General features: G+C 51.4%; 15 protein-coding genes and 1 riboswitch. Of the genes, 10 read left to right on the forward strand and 5 right to left on the reverse strand.

Features of this window, described 5'->3' with window-relative positions; translation table 11 throughout:
* Positions 1-415: 415 nt before the first annotated feature.
* The 3 genes from RQP52_RS16720 to RQP52_RS16730 all read right to left on the reverse strand — a co-directional run bounded on the left by RQP52_RS16720 (position 416) and on the right by RQP52_RS16730 (position 4,044).
* Positions 416-1,597 (reverse strand): YncE family protein, encoded by a 1,182-nt coding sequence (locus tag RQP52_RS16720; RefSeq protein ID WP_315952938.1) that lies wholly within the window; start codon positions 1,595-1,597, stop codon positions 416-418.
* 85 nt (positions 1,598-1,682) lie between these two features.
* Positions 1,683-3,158 (reverse strand): S-layer homology domain-containing protein, encoded by a 1,476-nt coding sequence (locus RQP52_RS16725; protein ID WP_315952939.1) that lies wholly within the window; start codon positions 3,156-3,158, stop codon positions 1,683-1,685.
* A 283-nt stretch (positions 3,159-3,441) separates the two neighbouring features.
* Complete coding sequence (locus RQP52_RS16730) at positions 3,442-4,044, reverse strand: biotin transporter BioY (RefSeq protein WP_315952940.1); 603 nt, start codon at positions 4,042-4,044, stop codon at positions 3,442-3,444.
* Between the two features lie 124 nt (positions 4,045-4,168).
* On the opposite strand from RQP52_RS16730, the gene RQP52_RS16735 reads away from it, so the two are divergent.
* The 7 genes from RQP52_RS16735 (at position 4,169) to RQP52_RS16765 (ending at position 12,905) form a co-directional block, all read left to right on the forward strand.
* Positions 4,169-5,005, forward strand: coding sequence for an ATP-binding cassette domain-containing protein (locus tag RQP52_RS16735; RefSeq protein WP_315952941.1), 837 nt, complete (start codon positions 4,169-4,171; stop codon positions 5,003-5,005).
* A complete protein-coding gene (locus RQP52_RS16740) occupies positions 4,996-6,657 on the forward strand; it encodes an ATP-binding cassette domain-containing protein (protein ID WP_315952942.1) in 1,662 nt (553 codons plus the stop codon). The genes RQP52_RS16735 and RQP52_RS16740 overlap by 10 nt, the downstream gene beginning before the upstream one ends.
* Positions 6,658-6,789: 132 nt before the next feature.
* Complete coding sequence (locus RQP52_RS16745) at positions 6,790-7,566, forward strand: EcsC family protein (protein WP_315952943.1); 777 nt, start codon at positions 6,790-6,792, stop codon at positions 7,564-7,566.
* A 567-nt stretch (positions 7,567-8,133) separates the two neighbouring features.
* The gene (locus RQP52_RS16750) at positions 8,134-9,363 is read left to right on the forward strand and encodes an NAD(P)/FAD-dependent oxidoreductase (protein ID WP_315952944.1); all 1,230 of its coding nucleotides are present in this window, start codon (positions 8,134-8,136) and stop codon (positions 9,361-9,363) included.
* A gap of 185 nt (positions 9,364-9,548) precedes the next feature.
* Positions 9,549-9,709, forward strand: a riboswitch (cyclic di-AMP (ydaO/yuaA leader).
* A gap of 96 nt (positions 9,710-9,805) precedes the next feature.
* Positions 9,806-11,641 carry an APC family permease gene (locus tag RQP52_RS16755; RefSeq protein WP_315952945.1) on the forward strand — a complete coding sequence of 612 codons (1,836 nt, stop codon included), beginning with the start codon at positions 9,806-9,808 and terminating at the stop codon, positions 11,639-11,641.
* Between the two features lie 56 nt (positions 11,642-11,697).
* On the forward strand, positions 11,698-11,958 hold the full coding sequence (locus RQP52_RS16760; protein ID WP_315952946.1) for a YqkE family protein: 261 nt from the start codon (positions 11,698-11,700) through the stop codon (positions 11,956-11,958).
* Positions 11,955-12,905, forward strand: coding sequence for a polysaccharide deacetylase family protein (locus tag RQP52_RS16765; RefSeq protein WP_315952947.1), 951 nt, complete (start codon positions 11,955-11,957; stop codon positions 12,903-12,905). The genes RQP52_RS16760 and RQP52_RS16765 overlap by 4 nt, the downstream gene beginning before the upstream one ends.
* 37 nt (positions 12,906-12,942) lie before the next feature.
* On the opposite strand, the gene RQP52_RS16770 is transcribed toward RQP52_RS16765, so the two are convergent.
* Positions 12,943-13,158: a hypothetical protein gene (locus tag RQP52_RS16770; RefSeq protein WP_157324031.1), complete on the reverse strand. Its 216-nt coding sequence runs from the start codon at positions 13,156-13,158 to the stop codon at positions 12,943-12,945.
* A 186-nt stretch (positions 13,159-13,344) separates the two neighbouring features.
* Between RQP52_RS16770 and RQP52_RS16775 the strand changes: the two genes are divergently transcribed.
* From RQP52_RS16775 to RQP52_RS16785, 3 genes are all read left to right on the forward strand, one after another.
* Positions 13,345-14,757, forward strand: a complete 1,413-nt coding sequence (locus RQP52_RS16775) for a hypothetical protein (RefSeq protein ID WP_315952948.1) — start codon at positions 13,345-13,347, stop codon at positions 14,755-14,757.
* 251 nt (positions 14,758-15,008) lie between these two features.
* Entirely contained in the window at positions 15,009-15,581 is a 573-nt protein-coding gene (locus RQP52_RS16780) for an NUDIX hydrolase (RefSeq protein ID WP_315952949.1), read from the forward strand.
* Positions 15,578-16,009: a DUF1284 domain-containing protein gene (locus tag RQP52_RS16785; RefSeq protein WP_315952950.1), complete on the forward strand. Its 432-nt coding sequence runs from the start codon at positions 15,578-15,580 to the stop codon at positions 16,007-16,009. Before RQP52_RS16780 ends, RQP52_RS16785 begins: the two co-directional genes overlap by 4 nt.
* A gap of 281 nt (positions 16,010-16,290) precedes the next feature.
* On the opposite strand, the gene RQP52_RS16790 is transcribed toward RQP52_RS16785, so the two are convergent.
* The gene (locus RQP52_RS16790) at positions 16,291-16,938 is read right to left on the reverse strand and encodes an SOS response-associated peptidase (RefSeq protein WP_315952951.1); all 648 of its coding nucleotides are present in this window, start codon (positions 16,936-16,938) and stop codon (positions 16,291-16,293) included.
* Between the last annotated feature and the right edge of the window lie 12 nt (positions 16,939-16,950).

Raw genomic sequence — 16,950 nt, forward strand, 5'->3', positions numbered from 1 at the left:
AGGGAACTACAGGGCCTTATTTGCACGGAATTTCTGGGTTTCCCTTCGAAAGGGTGCAAATAGCGGATCGTAGTTCCCTCTCAGCTCGAAACTGGGTGCTTTTCGAAGAAATAGCGCCCTGTAGTTCCCATCCGGGAGGCAGTTTCGGTTGAAGATGAGTACAGACGTGCCAGAAAAGTTGGCCGAGAGCGCACAAAAGGCTGTCTCACCTCGAGAAAAGTAGCTAAATACAGTCGAGACAGCCGAATAGGCCGTCTCGGGGGAAGAAAGTGTGAATGGTGCAGCGAAAGTTGGCCGAGAGCGTACAAAAGGCTGTCTCACCTCAAGAAAAGTAGCTAGATACGGTCGAGACAACCGAATAGGCCGTCTCAGGGGAAGAAAGTGTGGATGGTGCAGCAAAAGTTGGCCGAGAGTCTCACTCCGAAAGCAGTTGCACATCAAGCGGATAATCCGGCACCACGAAGTCGCGGACAGCGCCAGAGACGAGGTCTACCACGGTCATCCCGTTCCAACCAGTATCTGCATAAGTGACACCGCCGGTGAGGTAGGCGTAACGCCTATCCGCGCTCGCGGCGACCATTTGGTGCATCCGCTCCAGCGGGATTATCTTCTCGGCGTACGTCTCGACGTCGAGCACCGTCAAGTTAGGCTTGCCGGTTACGCTTCCCGCAGCGCCAATGCCGACGATGAGCAGCTGCTTACCATCCGCTGTCAGGGCCACACCCTCTTGGTGCGTGTTGCCTGTCAGCGGCTTCGTCTCGTACTTGCCGCTAGTTGGGTCAAGCACGACCAGGCCTCGCCCCTGATACGGCAGGAGCAGGCGGCCATCGGCACGAACCGCGGCGTAGTGCGGCTTCTCGAAGCCGCCTTTGCCGAAGAGAGCTACTTCCAGCGTGCGAGCTTTGAGCTGCAAAGGATCGACAGCGGTCACGGAGTAGGAATCGTGATCGATGCTGTAGACCTCCCGGCCGTCAAGGCTGATCACCACATCGAACGGCCGAACTCCAACTGCGACACTGCCAGTCATGGCGAGTTTCTCTGCATCCATGATCTCCAGTTGGCTTTTCATCCCTCTGCCACCACCAGTCACGTACACACCGACATAGACGAATTTGCCGTCAGGGGATACAGCAATTCCCATACCGCCAGGACGGTATTCACCATATTGAGGCTTGCCGATGGCGTCAGCTGCCTTATATGGTACTAACGCAACACGTTTGCGCTGCTGCGTATCCACGACAGCAACACCTTCCGCGGTGGATATATAGGCGCGATGGTTAGGACCTTCAGCAATGGCAAAAGGGGCCTTGCCAACCGTCAGCTTTTCGAATTGACCCGTGGCTGGATCAAGGAAAGACATATAATCACTCTTGGAGTGAGTTACGAGTAGGCTTGATTTCCCTTTTGACACAGGCGGTTCAGGAGCAGGCATTGTTGTAGGTGTTGTTGATGGTGCTGGTGCTGGTTCTTGCGTTTGTGTAGGAGTTGGCGTTGGCGTTGCAGTTGTCATCGCAACAGGCGCAGGACGCGAACTGTAGCCAACCATGAAAAGAACTAACGTCAGCATCGAGAATAACGCACGATTTTTGAAAAGCATATATCAATCACCTCATTGGAATGAATGGTAGAACAAAAGGAGCACCTCATTCAAGGTACTCCTTCCCAATACGCTTCATAAAAATTTATTTCGCTACAGTCAAACTTACTCCCGCAGCCGTAGCCCACTTGCCTTCTGGAGCGACAGTATAAGTCATACCCGGCACAAGCTGGCCGTTATTTAGCAGAGCGAAAGTACCTACAGCACCTTTACGTGTGGTAATCGTGTATTCTGCTGTCAGTACAGTACCGTCTGTACCCGTCAAAGTAACACGGCGTGAAACGAAGATTTCATCCTTTGGATCCTGGGAAAGGGCCACATTAATCGTTTTCGCATCCACTGCGGAAGCGGATTGAATCGTTAGCGGCGCGATGTCTTTCGCTGTAAATGTAGCATTTTTCAAAGTAGCCCAGTCCGCAGAAACTGTGTAAGTCACGCCCGGCTTCAACGTTTCGCCGTTAGGCAGAAGGAATTTAGGCGCTTGACGACCATCCGTTGCCTGTGTGAAAGGCAAATAGGTGGCCGTCATCGGTGCACCGCCCTCAGGCGTAATTTGCACCACACGGTTCCGCATCGAAGAAAGAATTTGATAGGTCATGCCATTGTATTGGTTTTTCTCATCCACGATAAAGGCACCTGGACGACCTTTGGCATAGGCTGCAATGACATAACCGTAGTCCGCTACGCCATCAGTCAAATGGGACTCGACCTCAAAAACGTCATTGGCCACTTGCTGCGTGGAATCCAAAGCAATTTTCTCTGTGCTCGCTGTAAAAGTGCCTGCAAGCTCACCTTTATATGTTAGTGTGTAGGTCGTGCCGGCTTTTTGTGTTGGAACTGGAACGATGTACGTTGAAGTGGAACCTGTTTTTAAACGTGGAACGTTGTTAATAGCCAAACCATTGTCAAAAACAAAGTTTTTGGACGCAGGTTCAAGTTCTAATTCTGCCGTAGGAATCGGTGCAGAGAAGGTGACTTGCAAGGTAATTGCGTTCAAAACCTCCAGCTTGGTCACATGGATAGGAGCTAATTGCTGCGCTTCGAAAATGAGTAGAGCGGCCTGACCACGTGTCACGGAGTTACCTGTCAATGATGAATAGCTCGGTAATTGCTGTACTGCGGCAGCATCAATTTTTAACACCTTCGCAATAACGTCTGCCAACTGCTCGGAAGAGATTGTAGAGCTGCCTTGGAAATGACCGTTAGCAGCAGAGATAGCTCCTACAGATTCAAGGGCAGCAGCGTAAGTGTAGAACCAATCTCCTTTTGTTACATCGCTAAATGTAGTTATTGCTGCTGTGTCCACGTTGACGTGTAAAGCGAGTGCGGCCATTTTGGCGATTTCAGCGCGAGTTACAGCCTGATCAGGAAGAAAGCTGTGATCCTCATATCCGGAAAGCACTTGTTGTTGAGCCAATTGTTCAATAGCAGCTTGTACTTTGGAAGAATTCGCGGCATCAGCGAAAGGGCTCGCGGCCAAAGCATTGAAAGGTAGAATTGCGGACAAGCCTACAGTTGCTGTAATGGTCAAAGCGGCGATTGCTTTTTTGTTGTTTTTCATCTATAACACTCCTATTCAATATAATGGCGTTGCTAGGTTTACATAGTTGCTTTTTGCTTCATGTCCAAGCGTCTGCATGGTACTTCTTGCGTCGTGCCTGCTTACAAGATCAAGCTTACACGTCAGAGCATTACAATCGAATAAAAAATCAGACCTGCACATTACAAAAACGTAAAAATCACATCACTACATGCCAAGCAAGCATAAAAAAGCCTCACCGCTCAAAGAAATGAGCAGCAAGGCTGTAATTAACGATTTGCGATTTAGGGACCGCATTAGATGTTTACATTCTGACATCCGTACGCTGCACAACGCTGTGCGAGGAGGACCCGGTAAGCCGCTCTGGGGAAAACACTTGCCGAACCGGCACAATGATCAGCACAGCAACCGCAGCTTTGATCGCGTCCCCGATGAGGAAGGGGTAACAAGCCGCTGCCATCGCTTTTGCAAACGTATAAGTCGGCACTTTGTACATCAACCACGGAACTCCGGCAAGGTAAAGAAGCAGAGAACCGAAAATCTCAAGCACGAGGAAGGCAGCTAGGTAGCCCATAAAGCCTTTCACACGAACACGCGGCAGGATCATACCTATCAGCATAGCGGAGAACGGCCAGATCATAATAAAACCACCCGTAGGTCCGAGCACGATGCCTAAACCGCCATTTCCATGAAGCAGAGGAAACCCGATTGCCGTCAGGATCACAACGAGAGCCATACTGAAGAAGCCGTAACGTGCTCCGAGCAAGCCGCCGGCAAGCATGACCGCTAGCGTTTGCAGAGTAATAGGGACAGGTGTAAAAGGTAGTGAGATGCTTGCAAAGCTGAATAAGACAAGAATTGCTGCAAAAAGTGCACTGAAAACAACGCCGCGCAAAGTGAGTTTCATATTGTCCATCGCTCCTGTTTCTGTTATTGTTTATGTATTGTCAACTTCAATTTATATCAATGGTTAACAATAAATCATTCAGATCATAGCATATCTTTTATGAAAGTGGAAGGACATTTTATATATGGCAAATCGAGAAATTGTGGCTTCTTTGCGGAATGCCTCCGTCGTCTATCGAACACAATCGGAAGAAGGGAGGCGGGTATGGTCGGACGTCTCTTTAGATATTTATAAGGGTGAATGGATGGTCGTCATCGGGCCGAATGGCAGCGGCAAAAGCACCTTAGCGAGCAGTTTACTGGGCTTAAGTCCCCTCTCAAGCGGTGAATTGATCCGCAATGAGTCTGGGCAAATTAGAGGCGTGCTTCAATTGCCGGATGCTCAGTTCGTAGGAGAAACGATTCAAGAGGAATTCGATTATCTGCCTGGTAAACAGGATTTAACAATAGAAGAACGCAAAGCATGGTATCTCCAAAGCTTGTCAGCTGTGGGTTTGTCGCTCCCGCTCGAACGAGCGCTTTCCACTTTATCCGGGGGGCAAAAGCAGTTGGTTAATTTGGCGGCTGCCCTTGCGGTTCAGCCTGAAATCTTGGTACTGGACGAACCAACGGCGATGCTGGATCCAGCGGCAAGACAAGGAGTCCGACAGGCTGTGCGCGAAGCCCATCTGCTAGGCACGACCATTGTATGGATTACGCATCGGCTGGAAGAAGTGGCGGATGCGACGCGTGTCATCGGGTTTGGTGACGGACGGATCACGTTTGATGGGGGACCCCGGGCTTTCTTTTATGGAGAGAGTGAAGATAAGTCGTTAGAGAGGTCGCCATGTACCGAGTTAGGTCTCGACTCGCCCTATGTGGTGAAGACAGCTTTCGGTTTGCTAAAGTACGGCTGTGAGCTTCGCCTGCTTCCCTTGGATATGGATGAGCTGGCAGAGGCGGTGGCAAATTCATGTCTATAGCCCTGCAAAATATTCAAATCAACGCCCCGGACGATCCCGGTCAGCAGCTGTTGAAAGATATCCGTTTTGAGCTTGCAGACGGCTCCGTTACAGTATTAATCGGACATTCAGGCTCGGGAAAATCGACGCTCCTTCAGGTCATGGCAGGTATTTTGGAGCCAGCTTCAGGCATTATTACACTTGATGACCAGCCTTTGTGGCATAAAAGAAAGGTAGACCAAGTGCATCTTTTGCGGCTGGGTTTGATTTTTCAATTCCCGGAGCAGCAGCTGTTCGCCAGCAGCATTCGCGGGGAATTCGCCTACTCGCTGCGCCCTTACCGGCTTGCGGCGGACGAGCGCGAGCACCGCATCCGCGCCGCTTGCGCCGACCTCGACCCCCGCGGCGTCTTCGCCCTGGAGCGCTCGCCGTTTGGCCTAAGCGGCGGCGAGCAGCGCCGGCTCGCGCTGGCGACAACCTTCGCCACGGCGCCGGATTGGCTCCTCATGGATGAGCCAACCGCCGGCCTCGAGGCGGCGGCCGTTCGCGAATTGCTGCGCATGATTCGCGAAAGGAAGCGTGGCGGCTACGTCATCGCCACGCACGACCTGGACACGTTCCTGCCGTTGGCAGACCGTGTCCTCGTGTTAGACCGCGGCGAGCTCGTCTTCGACGGGTCGCCGGCAGAGCTGTGCCGCGCGCCGGAGCTGCTCACGCGCGCGGGTGTCGGCCTCCCGAGCTGCGTGGAGGCCGCTCAAGCCCTTGCGCGACGCGGCATCGCCATCGCGCCGGATTTGCTCGCGCCGGAGCTGGCTGCGCCGGCGATCTTGCAGGCGCTGCGCGAGCGCAGCAGCGCAAGCCCGGGGCCGGCGCCGCAAGCGGCAGCGCCGAAGCCCGCGCGCGTTGCGCCAGCGGCGCCGCCGCAGGCCGCGTGGCTAGCGCGGGATCCGCGCGCGAAGTGGCTGCTCTACCTGCTGCTTGTCATCGGAACGATGCAGCTGCAGGTGTGGAGCGGCCTCGCGGCTTCTGCGCTGCTCTTGGGCCTCTCGTCCCTCGGGCTTCCGCGCGCCGCGATTCGCGGCAGTTGGAAGATCGCCGTCCCGTTCGTGATCTTCATGTTCCTCTCCATTGTGCTGGCCGGCTTGGAGTGGAGGACGGCCGACGGGCCATTCCCGCTTGGCTTCGCGTCAGAGCGCGCGTGGAGCGCGGGCTTCGTCCTCACGCGCTTGTTCCTGATCCTGATGGCCGGCTACTGGCTGGCCGTGTCTACGCCGTATGGTCAGCTTGTGCAGGGACTGAATTGGGCGCTGTCTTTTTTTCGCAAAATGAAGCTGCCGGTGGAGTCATTTGCTTTGGCAGTCTCGCTCTTGTTTCGGTTCATCCCGCTTATTTTGCGGGAGTGGCAGCGATTTTCGGCGATAGTGAGGGCCAGAGGCAAAGCAGCGATCAGACCCGGCATGGTACGCATGCGAGATATCCCGGCGCTGGTTGTACCGCTGCTCCTCGCCATGTTTCACAAAGCTGAGCAAATGACCGTAGCGATGGAAATGAAAAAAATCGATGGCAAGCAGCAGCTGCTGAAAAAAAGCACACTGAGCTGGCAGCCCAAGGACACGTTGATCGTTATTTGGAGCGTAGTTGTTTTTGGCGTGCTGATCGTTATGCGTTACTAATAGGGAGAGAGCAGCTCATTCTGGAGGAGCTGCTCTTTTTGTGCTTGGCGGCTGTAGATCGAGGGGGAATCTTGAGGATGCAAGCCCCGTATACTATACTTTGACTAAGAAACTCGGACGGCGGTGACAAGCATGAAATTTTCTGATTACACCATCTATGAGCAGCAAATGCTGCGTAAAGTGAAGCTCTGGGAAATACGTCAACAGAAGACCCCAAATTTGCTTGAAAAAGCCTCGAAATCCGTCTCCACAAACATCAATAAGCTCATCCCGGAAAAGGTGCACAAAACGATCACGGCCACCGTCAGAGGGATGTTTCAGACGACATTGTTCGGGATGAACTATATCCCTCAGAATGACCCGCTTGTAGGCGCTTCTCTAGCTGAAAGTGATGCGAAAGCAGAGGAACTGCTGTCGCTTTATAAAAAGATTGCGGCTGCCGAGGGAGCAGGTACGGGAGCGGGAGGGATTCTGCTCGGCCTGGCAGACTTCCCGATTTTGATCGGGATCAAGTTGAAATTTCTGTTCGAGCTTGCGCACGCTTATGGCTACTCCACGAAGGACTATAGAGAGCGTTTGTTTATCCTGTATGTGTTTCAAATTGCGTTCTCTAGTCCAGCGAAAAAACCTGCTCTATTAGACACGATCAAGAATTGGCACGAGGTCGCAAGCGGCTTTCCGCCGTCTGATGCCTATATGGATCAAGTGGATTGGCAGCAGCTGCAGCAGGAATATCGGGACACTATTGATTTCCGTAAAATGCTGCAGCTTGTCCCTGGCATTGGAGCTGTCGTAGGCGCATGGGCGAATTTTGGCCTGCTGGAAGAGTTGGGCGTGGCGGGCATGAACAGCTTTCGCTTGCGCCGGTTAGAGGATAAAACCAGGTTGGAGGCTGAGGGTGAGCAGTGAACGGGTGGATTCCCGTTGGAGAAAATCCAATGAAAGTGCGAATTTCCTTGCTAAAATGCTGGTTTGGTTGGATGAAATCCAATAGGTAGGGGGAAATTGGCATCCTGTGGGCTGTTGCGGCGTGCTTCGTTGGATTTCATCCAACGGAACGCGGAAATCCGGCCTCAAAAAGGAGTTCTCATTGGAATTTATCCAATGAGAAGAGGCGAGGCATCGCCAGCCCGCGGTCCAACTCCTTAGCCCCGCCATGCGCTCGCCACGCCGTTCAATGTCTTGGTCCGCCACGTGCCCGCCACGCGCTCTCGCCCTACGTCCCGCATCCCCTCGCCCCGCGCACTTATGCCGCTGCACCCGCCCCCCATACCACACAGCCTTTTTTGACCAAGCTAGGCAATGTTCCAGTGATTTTTAGGAAAGAGGCACATATACTAATGATGAGCCAAACCATGTGTACGCCCTGAACGAGTATGTGATTTTTTTCACATGACAACCCTGGATGGTTTGGTCGATCTTTTTCACCAACGATGGTAGAGAAAAAAGATGATGTAATCGGAGGAGAGGATTCAGATGAGTAGACCGAAGGTGGTTATTCTGGGAGCTGGGTACGGTGGGCTTGTAACGGCAATAAGGCTGCAGAAGCTGATCAAAGCAGATGAAGTGGCGGTCACGCTGGTGAACAAACACGACTATCACTACATGACGACACATCTGCATATGCCGGCAGCCGGCACTGATCATCATGAGAATGCGCGTGTAGCAATTAAGGATCTGATCGATGAGCGGAAAATTCATTTTATCAAAGCAACGGTTCAGCAGATCGTACCTGAGGAAAAAAAGGTGGTTCTGACGGACGAAGTCCTCACCTACGACTACTTGGTCGTGGGGCTTGGGAGTGAGACGGAAACCTTCGGCATTCCGGGATTGCGCGAGTATGCGATGACAATTAACAGCATTAACAGTGTTCGCTTCATTCGTCAGCATACACAGTATATGTTCGCTAAATATAAATTGGATTCCAAGCATAAGGAATATTTGACAATCGTTGTTGGAGGCGCTGGTTTTACAGGCACGGAGTTTGTTGGGGAGCTGGCTGACCGAATTCCTGATCTTTGCCACATGTTTGACGTCGATCCTTCCCTTGTTCAGATCATCAATATCGAAGCATCGCCTACTGCTTTGCCGCCAGGATTGCCGAATGACCTCGTGGAATACGGCATGGACGTGATGCGCCGCAAAGGGGTTCAATATAAATTATCTACCGCCATCAAGGCATGCGAGCCCGGCGGCGTGCTGTTGGGAGACGGCCAATTCATACCTGCCGGCACGGTCATTTGGTCGGGAGGTGTTCGTGGGAATTCCTTGCTGCAAGATGCGGGCTTCCACGTCCAACGCGGCAGGGTCAAAGTGGATGACTACTTGCGTTCCTTGCAGTTTCCCGATGTTTTTATTACGGGTGATTGCTCGATTGTCATGAGCCCGGAAGGCACGCCATACCCCGCCAATGCCCAAATCGCCGTCCAACAAGGTTGTAATACGGCAAAAAATTTATACTATTCACTGAGTGGAAAGCCATTACGACCTTTTGCCTACGATTACAAAGGCACGGTCGCCTCGCTTGGTCGCGGAGAAGCAATTGGTATCCTGAAGGTCAAAAAAGTGAAAGGCAGGCTGGCCGCATTCCTCAAAAAGATAATCGATGCCCGCTATTTATTTCTCATTGGCGGTATCCCACTCATCTTCAAAAAGATGATTTTTAAGCAAAAACAAGCCACAAGGAAGCGTCATGTGAGAAATTAATTTTGCTGAAATACCCGAAAATCTAATGAATCAGACAATAAGCTAGTAAAACAGAGATACTGAAAGGATTACATCATTGTAAGCGGATTATCAAATGAATGCGGGGAGGGAATAATCTTTTTTAAGATTATTCTCTCCTTTACTATGAGCCAATAAGAGAGTAGTATCAACTCGTACGTTAACAGTTGAATATTTCGCTTAATTTTCTAATTAGAAAAGCGGGGGAACCATAGGTTTCAACGGGGTGAGTAAGGTGTGTCTTGTCGCATGCGGCAGCTACCTTTAGGGCAGATTTCTCGCAGCCCGAACCCGTCAGCTAACCTCGTAAGCGGTCGTGAGAAAGGAGAACATGTGGCTAAGCACAAGGTCTATCCTTGTGTTTTTTTGCGCCTAAAAAAGGAAATCAAGCTGAAAACTAGGTTATTTGGAGGAATTTCACAGCATGACAAGTGACTCATTGAAAAAGATTGTATTCGGCAAACCGCTGAAATCAGCGGAGCTGGAATCTGAGAAAATGCAGGTATGGAAGGCTCTGCCCATCCTGTCTTCAGATGCCCTGTCTTCGGTAGCCTATGGCACGGAGCAAATTTTGCTAGAGCTTGCAACTGTTGGGGTTGCTGCTTTTGCTTTCTCATTGCCGATTGCAATCTCGATTATTGCTTTAATCATGCTTCTTGTTTTAAGTTATCGCCAAGTGATTGAGGCCTATCCAATGGGCGGCGGAGCTTACATGGTGGCCAAGGAAAATTTGGGCATGATGTCGGGAAGGCTCACCGGAGTTTCACTGCTGATTGATTACACGTTAACCGTTGCGGTTTCGATTTCAGCAGGCGTGCAGGCGATAACGTCGGCATTCCCGGTTACAGTGCCTTATATTGTCCCCATAGCCTTAGTGCTTGTCTGGTTGATGGTTTGGCTGAATTTGCGGGGCACTTCTGAATCCGGAACGGTGTTCGCGATTCCAACGTACTTTTTTATCCTGTGTATTTTACTGCTGATCGGCAAAGGGATCTTCGATATGCTGACAGGATCCATGAATATGCATGAATTCCAAGTTGTTCCCAGCTCGATGACGAGCTCATTGACTTTGTTTGTTATTCTAAAAGCCTTTTCATCCGGCTGCTCGGCCGTGACAGGGATTGAGGCGATATCCGATGCGGTGCCGCATTTCCGTACGCCATCTGTCAAGAATGCCAAGAGAACCCTGGCTTCGCTTGGTACACTATTGGCGATTGTCTTCGGGGGCGTCACCTTGCTGAGCTTGGGTTATGGAATTGCACCTGACCCGCATGGACATACTTCGGTCTTGTCGATGGTTACGGAGCAAGCGTTTGGCCGTGGCGTCATGTATTATGCCACACAGATTGGCACCATGCTGATTCTAGTATTGGCTGCGAATACGAGCTTCAACGGATTTCCTATTTTGGCATCCATTATGGCTCAGGATAAAAACTTTCCGCGCATGTTCTCGTATCGGGGAGATCGGTTGTCGTTTCACTACGGGATCGTAACGTTAGGTGTTTTGGCAAGTATCTTGCTCGTCATTTTCAAAGGAAAAACCGATGCACTTATTCCACTTTATGCGATTGGCGTCTTTTTATCTTTTACCCTTGCCCAAAGCGGTTTGGTCCGCAAGTGGTTCAGAGAACGTCCGGCTGGCTGGATCGGCAAGTTCGTTATTAATGGGTTAGGGGGAATCGTCTCCCTTGCCGTTCTTATTATTTTCTGTATTACCAAATTTAGTGAAGGCGCTTGGATTGTTATTATTGTGACGCCGCTATTGCTTTGGGGAATAACCAAAATCAGCAATCACTATGATGATGTAGCCAAACAACTGCGCATTGATATCACACAAGAACGCGTATGCGTGAAGGAACCTGTAATCATTGTACCTGTTGCGGGCATTCACCGCGTTGTAGCGCAGTCTTTGAACTATGCCAAATCTTTATCTCCCAATGTCATTGCTTTCTACGTCTCGTTTTCGGATGAGGATGAAGAAGCGATGCAGGAGAAGTGGGATAAGTGGGATCCGGGCGTTCGGCTTGTCGTGTTCAAATCCCGTTATCGGACCATTTTGAAGCCGCTGGCTGAGTTTATTGAAAGAGTCGATACCCATGTTTCGGAAAAGCAATCGATCATGGTGATCCTGCCCCAGTTCATGCCGAAAAAATGGTGGCACCGCCTGCTCCACAACCAGTCTGCCGCACGTATTCGCTCGAAGCTGCAAGCCGATAAAGATATCGTCGTTGCGACGGTGCCCTATCATTTGCATGAGTAGAGGTGTACAATAAAGGGGTAAACCGGATGTAGAAATGGAACAGAGGTGAACCTTTTATGGCAAAAAAGAAATGGTCAAACACTACCGCTGAACCTAGCGCGCAAGATAAACCTGCGACACTCAAAGATTTGCTGCGCCCTGATATCGTAGCGGGGCTGAAGGCTCAGGCTGATGCGATGAAAGCTGAGGAGCAGGCTCGCAAAGAGGCTGCCAGAGCTGAAGCAGAGGCTGCGCGCAAGGCGGAGGAGAAACGGCTGGAGAATGATTTCGGCCACTTGCTCGAGAAGAGCAAGCTGGATTGGAGAAAACACAAATGAGGAAGCGCTTGGTGTGCTTCCTTTTTCTTTCGGGTGCGTTGATAGCGCTTACAGGTTGTGGGGTGGAGAGAGGGCCGATGAAGCTTGCGGACGAACCGGCTGTGTCGGGAAGGCCGGATTCTGTTGTATCTGCAGCGCCGGTTGTGCAAGGCGCCGTCACTCCGGTGCCCACTTCGAAAGTAATACCGACAGACATATCAGCGCCAACTGACGCACCACTCTTACCTGCAAAGTTGCCTTCGCTTGCCCAGACCTTAGTGGAACGCTATCATAAGGCAGTTCCGGCAAAATGGGGCGAGAACATCCCCGGCGTGCGGACACATCTGGTGACGCAGGATAAGGTGATCGCCCTGACCTTTGACGCTTGCGGCGGCAAAGAAGGCAGCGGTTACGATGAGAAGTTAATCGATTATTTGATCAAGGAGCAAATTCCGGCGACCTTGTTTGTTAATGCGAGATGGCTTGCCGCGAATCCGGACATTTTTGCCAAGCTGGCGGCGAACCCGCTGTTTGAAATCGAAAACCATGGGACCGAGCATCGGCCGCTCTCTGTGAATGGCAGAGCCGCATATGGCATCGCAGGAACCAAAGATGTAAGCAATGTGATTCGCGAAGTAACGGAGAACGCCGATGAAATCGAGAAGCGGACGGGTAGGCGGCCGCTATTTTTCCGCTCAGGCACGGCCTTCTACGACGATATCGCCGTTGACATTGCCCACGACCTGGGTTTTCAGTTGGCGGGCTATAACGTACTTGGCGACGCTGGAGCTACATTTAACACGGAGCAGGTCTACCATGCGCTTACTAAGGCCCGGAGCGGTTCCATCATTTTGGCGCATATGAACCATCCGGAGAAAGACACGGCTGAAGGTGTCATGAAGGCGATACCTGTTATGCAGAAGGCGGGCTTTCGATTTGTTCATCTGTCAGCCTATCCCGTAGAGTGAAATAGATGGACTTCCTATCGTTAATCTGCGCTGTTCATCACCTTTTTTTCATCTCAAAAAACTCGCACTCATTCCGATCATAGTAAGCTAAATCAGCAACACGCGATTGCAAAACCACGGTTGTTTCGCTGAAACGAAGGACGATCGCATTCGAATCGACAATATGATCGTCTTTGAAAACACGGACAAAAACGCCTTTTTCCACAGCTTCCTGAAAATCGGAATCCGTCACTAATCGTTGGTTACCGGCCATACTCAGCATTCTCCTTGCATGTATAAAATAGTTCTTCAATTGTACCACAACGCGCCAACAATCTCCCGTTCTCCACGAACGCCTACTCTTCGCCCGGCATAGAATGTAGCACCAAAGAGTCTATTCCTTGTCATTGACGAAATGGACTCCCAAATGCTGCATAGGCAGAGAGGATGCGTGATCCCGATGGACATTCAATTACTACCGATTCATTGGGTATATCTAGTATTTATTGGTTTTATTCTTACGTTTTTAATTAAACGCAGAGACACCACGATGATTTGTGTGGTTGGGATTTTTGCGCTGGGCTTGCTGGCAACGGAAACCCTAAGCGGTTCAGTATCCGGGGTGTTCAACAGCTTTATTTATGCAACCAAAGAGTTGATGGGAACGATTATGATTATCTCGATCATCGTAGCGATGAGCCGTGTGCTGATTCGCACGGGCATCAATGAAACGATGGTTGCTCCATTAACTCATTTTCTAAGGACGCCGGCGCTTGCTTTCTGGGGCATCGGGATTATCATGATGGTAACTTCCTGGTTCTTCTGGCCGTCTCCCGGTGTTGCACTCATAGGGGCGGTATTGCTGCCTGTGGCGGTACGTGTGGGTTTACCTGCATTAGGTGCAGCTATGGCGATGAACTTGTTCGGACACGGGATCGCGCTGTCAGGGGACTACATTATTCAAGGGGCGCCCAAATTAACAGCGGATGCCGCCGGGTTGCCGGTAACCGCGGTGATGGAGGCAAGTGTGCCGCTTGTTATTGTCATGGGGCTTGTGACAACGGTAACCGCGTTCTGGATGATGCGGCGGGATATCAAAAATGGGACATGGCGCGACGGTCTTGTGACGAGCGGTAACGGGGACAAGGATTCGCTGCTCTCCTCCGAGCAAGATGCCAAGTCCAGTATGTCTTCAAAAATGAGAAAAACACTCGCGGTTATCATCCCTGTACTCTTCGCTTTAGATGTGATTGCGATGTTCGTCCTTAATCTGCAAGGTGGGGACGCGACCGCGCTTGTCGGTGGAACCGCCGTGTTCATTCTCATCGGCGTTACGCTGCTGGCTCATCGCAGCAAAGGACTGGAGCAAACGACTTCCTACCTCATCGAAGGCTTCGTCTTCGGGTTCAAAGTCTTCGGTCCCGTGATTCCAATCGCCGCGTTCTTTTATCTCGGCGACGCTGCTTTCACGGAGCTGTTCGGTAAAATACTGCCGGCAGGCTCGCACGGCATTGTGAACGACCTCGGCGTCGCGCTCGCAGGTGTCGTTCCGTTGAACGGCGCGGTCGGCGCCGTGACGCTCACTGTCGTGGGCGCGATTACCGGCCTCGACGGTTCCGGCTTCTCCGGCATCTCCCTCGCGGGCTCGATTGCGCAGCTCTTCGCAACCGCCATCGGTTCCGGTGCGGCGGTGCTGACCGCGCTCGGGCAAGTTGCCGCCATCTGGGTCGGCGGAGGTACGTTGATTCCGTGGGCGCTTATTCCGGCAGCGGCCATCTGTGGGGTTAGTCCGTTCGAGCTGGCGCGACGGAACCTCCTGCCTGTGCTGATCGGCCTGGCTGTAACGACAGTTGTCGCTATGTTTTTGGTGTAGATTGCAGCAAGGGCCTCCATTTGGGAAATGTCTTTAAGAGCAGCTTAATGACATTGTCCAGTTGGGGCTCTTTTTCTGCCTTTTGACACTGCTGAATTAGCCCAATTGGGAGATATCACAAGACTAGCGCAGATAGTATCTCCTAAAGCGGTTACAATGAACGCAGAACGAACGGGATCGGATTTGCCTATCCCTCATCGGAAGCAGTAAGCTTACATACAGATGACTACATGAATTTGGAGATGAGACGAATGGAAGCAAAGTTTTGTATGACATGTGGAGCTCCAATGGAGACGCGCGATGTGGATGGTACGATTAGAAGAGCTTGTACGGCGTGCAGCTTTGTACACTGGGGCAACTACAGTATTGGTGTAGGTGCACTCGTTACCAAGGATGAGAAAATATTGCTTGTACGCAGAGCGCAAGAGCCCGGCAAGGGGAGATGGACGAATCCCGGCGGCTATATTGAGCAGCATGAGCTGATCCAAGATACCATTGAGCGGGAAGTGATGGAGGAGTGCGGCATTACAGCCAAGGTCACTCGACTGGTCGCTGTGCGGGATTTGCCTAGAAACATTCATAATGTGTACATAGCTTTTGAATTGGATTATGTCAGCGGAGAGCCTGTGCCTGATGGGGTAGAGGTGGATGCGGCAGGCTTTTACAGCCTTCAGGAGATGGAATCGATGCCGGTAGCGGATTTCACGCGCTGGTTGATCGATGTTGCGCTGCATTCTACGACCGTTGGTCTCGTTGAAGATAAAGAGCCTATTGTAAAAATGGACGGGTACGGTTTGTACCGCATCCCCAAGGTCCAAGTATGACGAAGCCGATCGGTCTCCGGGGGCATCATCTGCTTTGTTTGTTAGGGTACCGGGGAATGGGATATTCCAAGGATTTCTGTGAAAATATGACGCATGTATACGAAACTCTGCGAGAACAGCCGGAGACGATCATTCGTGTCGTCCTTGGTCCCGATGATCTATGCGCAGCCTATCCGACGGATGAGGTGCCGCATTGCGAGAACAGAACGGTCTATGATCGCGATGCAGAAATCGTAGCCAAGCTTGGCTTGCAAGTGGAGATGGAGCTAAGTTGGTCGGAGATTTGCTCAAAAGTAGCGGGTTATGTGATGCCGGAGGACATTGGCCACCTGTGCGCCACATGCCGTTGGGAGCCTTATGGCGTATGTGCCGAAGGCGTGCGTTTGATTGGGGAGGGTGGCGAGCTGCCGCCAGTTTCTAGGAAATAAGTGGGCCACCGCCACCTAGAGTTAGAGGAACTACAGTCCTCTATTTTCCCAAAAGCGCTCATTTGGCATGGCAATGGGAACTACGGTCCGTTATTTTGCAGATTTTAGGCCAAATTCAAGCTTTTGCGGGCAAATAAAGCCCTGTAGTTCCCCTCCAGCTCTAAAAGCAGCAAGTTTCGCTGAAATAGCGTCCCTTAGTTCCCCCCACTATGCCACACAGCTCCAGCAGCCATAACACACAAAAAAGCGATACAAGAATCATTCTTGTATCGCTTTTTCTTTTAGGCCAATACGCTGATGTCCGAGCCCGTCTCCAGCTTCTCTGCCGGAGAAGACAACACATTCGCCACCATAAGCAGATCATCAACGGGGCGAAGGAAAGAGCGGAGCAAACGACTGTCCTTCATGTCGGGATCCAACCATTTATCGGCCTGCTCTTGATCAAGAATGGCAGGCATGCTGCCATGGTAAGGGGAGACCAACGGGTTCGCTTCTGTCATCAGCATCATGCAGGTGCGAAGCTCCTCCTCGCCGCTCGGCGCCCGCCATACATCGTATAAGCCCGCGATGCCGAAAGTGCCGCTGCGCATTTTGAATTTCACCCATTGGGTCTCTTTGCCCTCCGTTACACGGATATAGAACCCGCTGCAGGGAAGGATGCAACGCTGTTTTTTGATAATGCGCTCGAAGGCTGTGTTCGTAAAGATTGAATCACGCTCCCCGCAAACAGCATCTTTGGCCCAAAATGGCATAAGCCCCCAACGGAATTCATCCAGAAGACGCTCGCCCTTTCGATTGATCATGACAGCGGAAACCGACTCCGTCGGCACGACCTCATACCGATTAGCGGTATAGGACAGCAGGCGGTCGATACGAAATTGTTTCATGACATCATTGACGTCAGCAAGAATAGATACGGAATGACACATCATTATTCACCT

The organism is Paenibacillus violae, assembly GCF_032461945.1.
GTDB lineage: Bacteria > Bacillota > Bacilli > Paenibacillales > NBRC-103111 > Paenibacillus_E > Paenibacillus_E violae.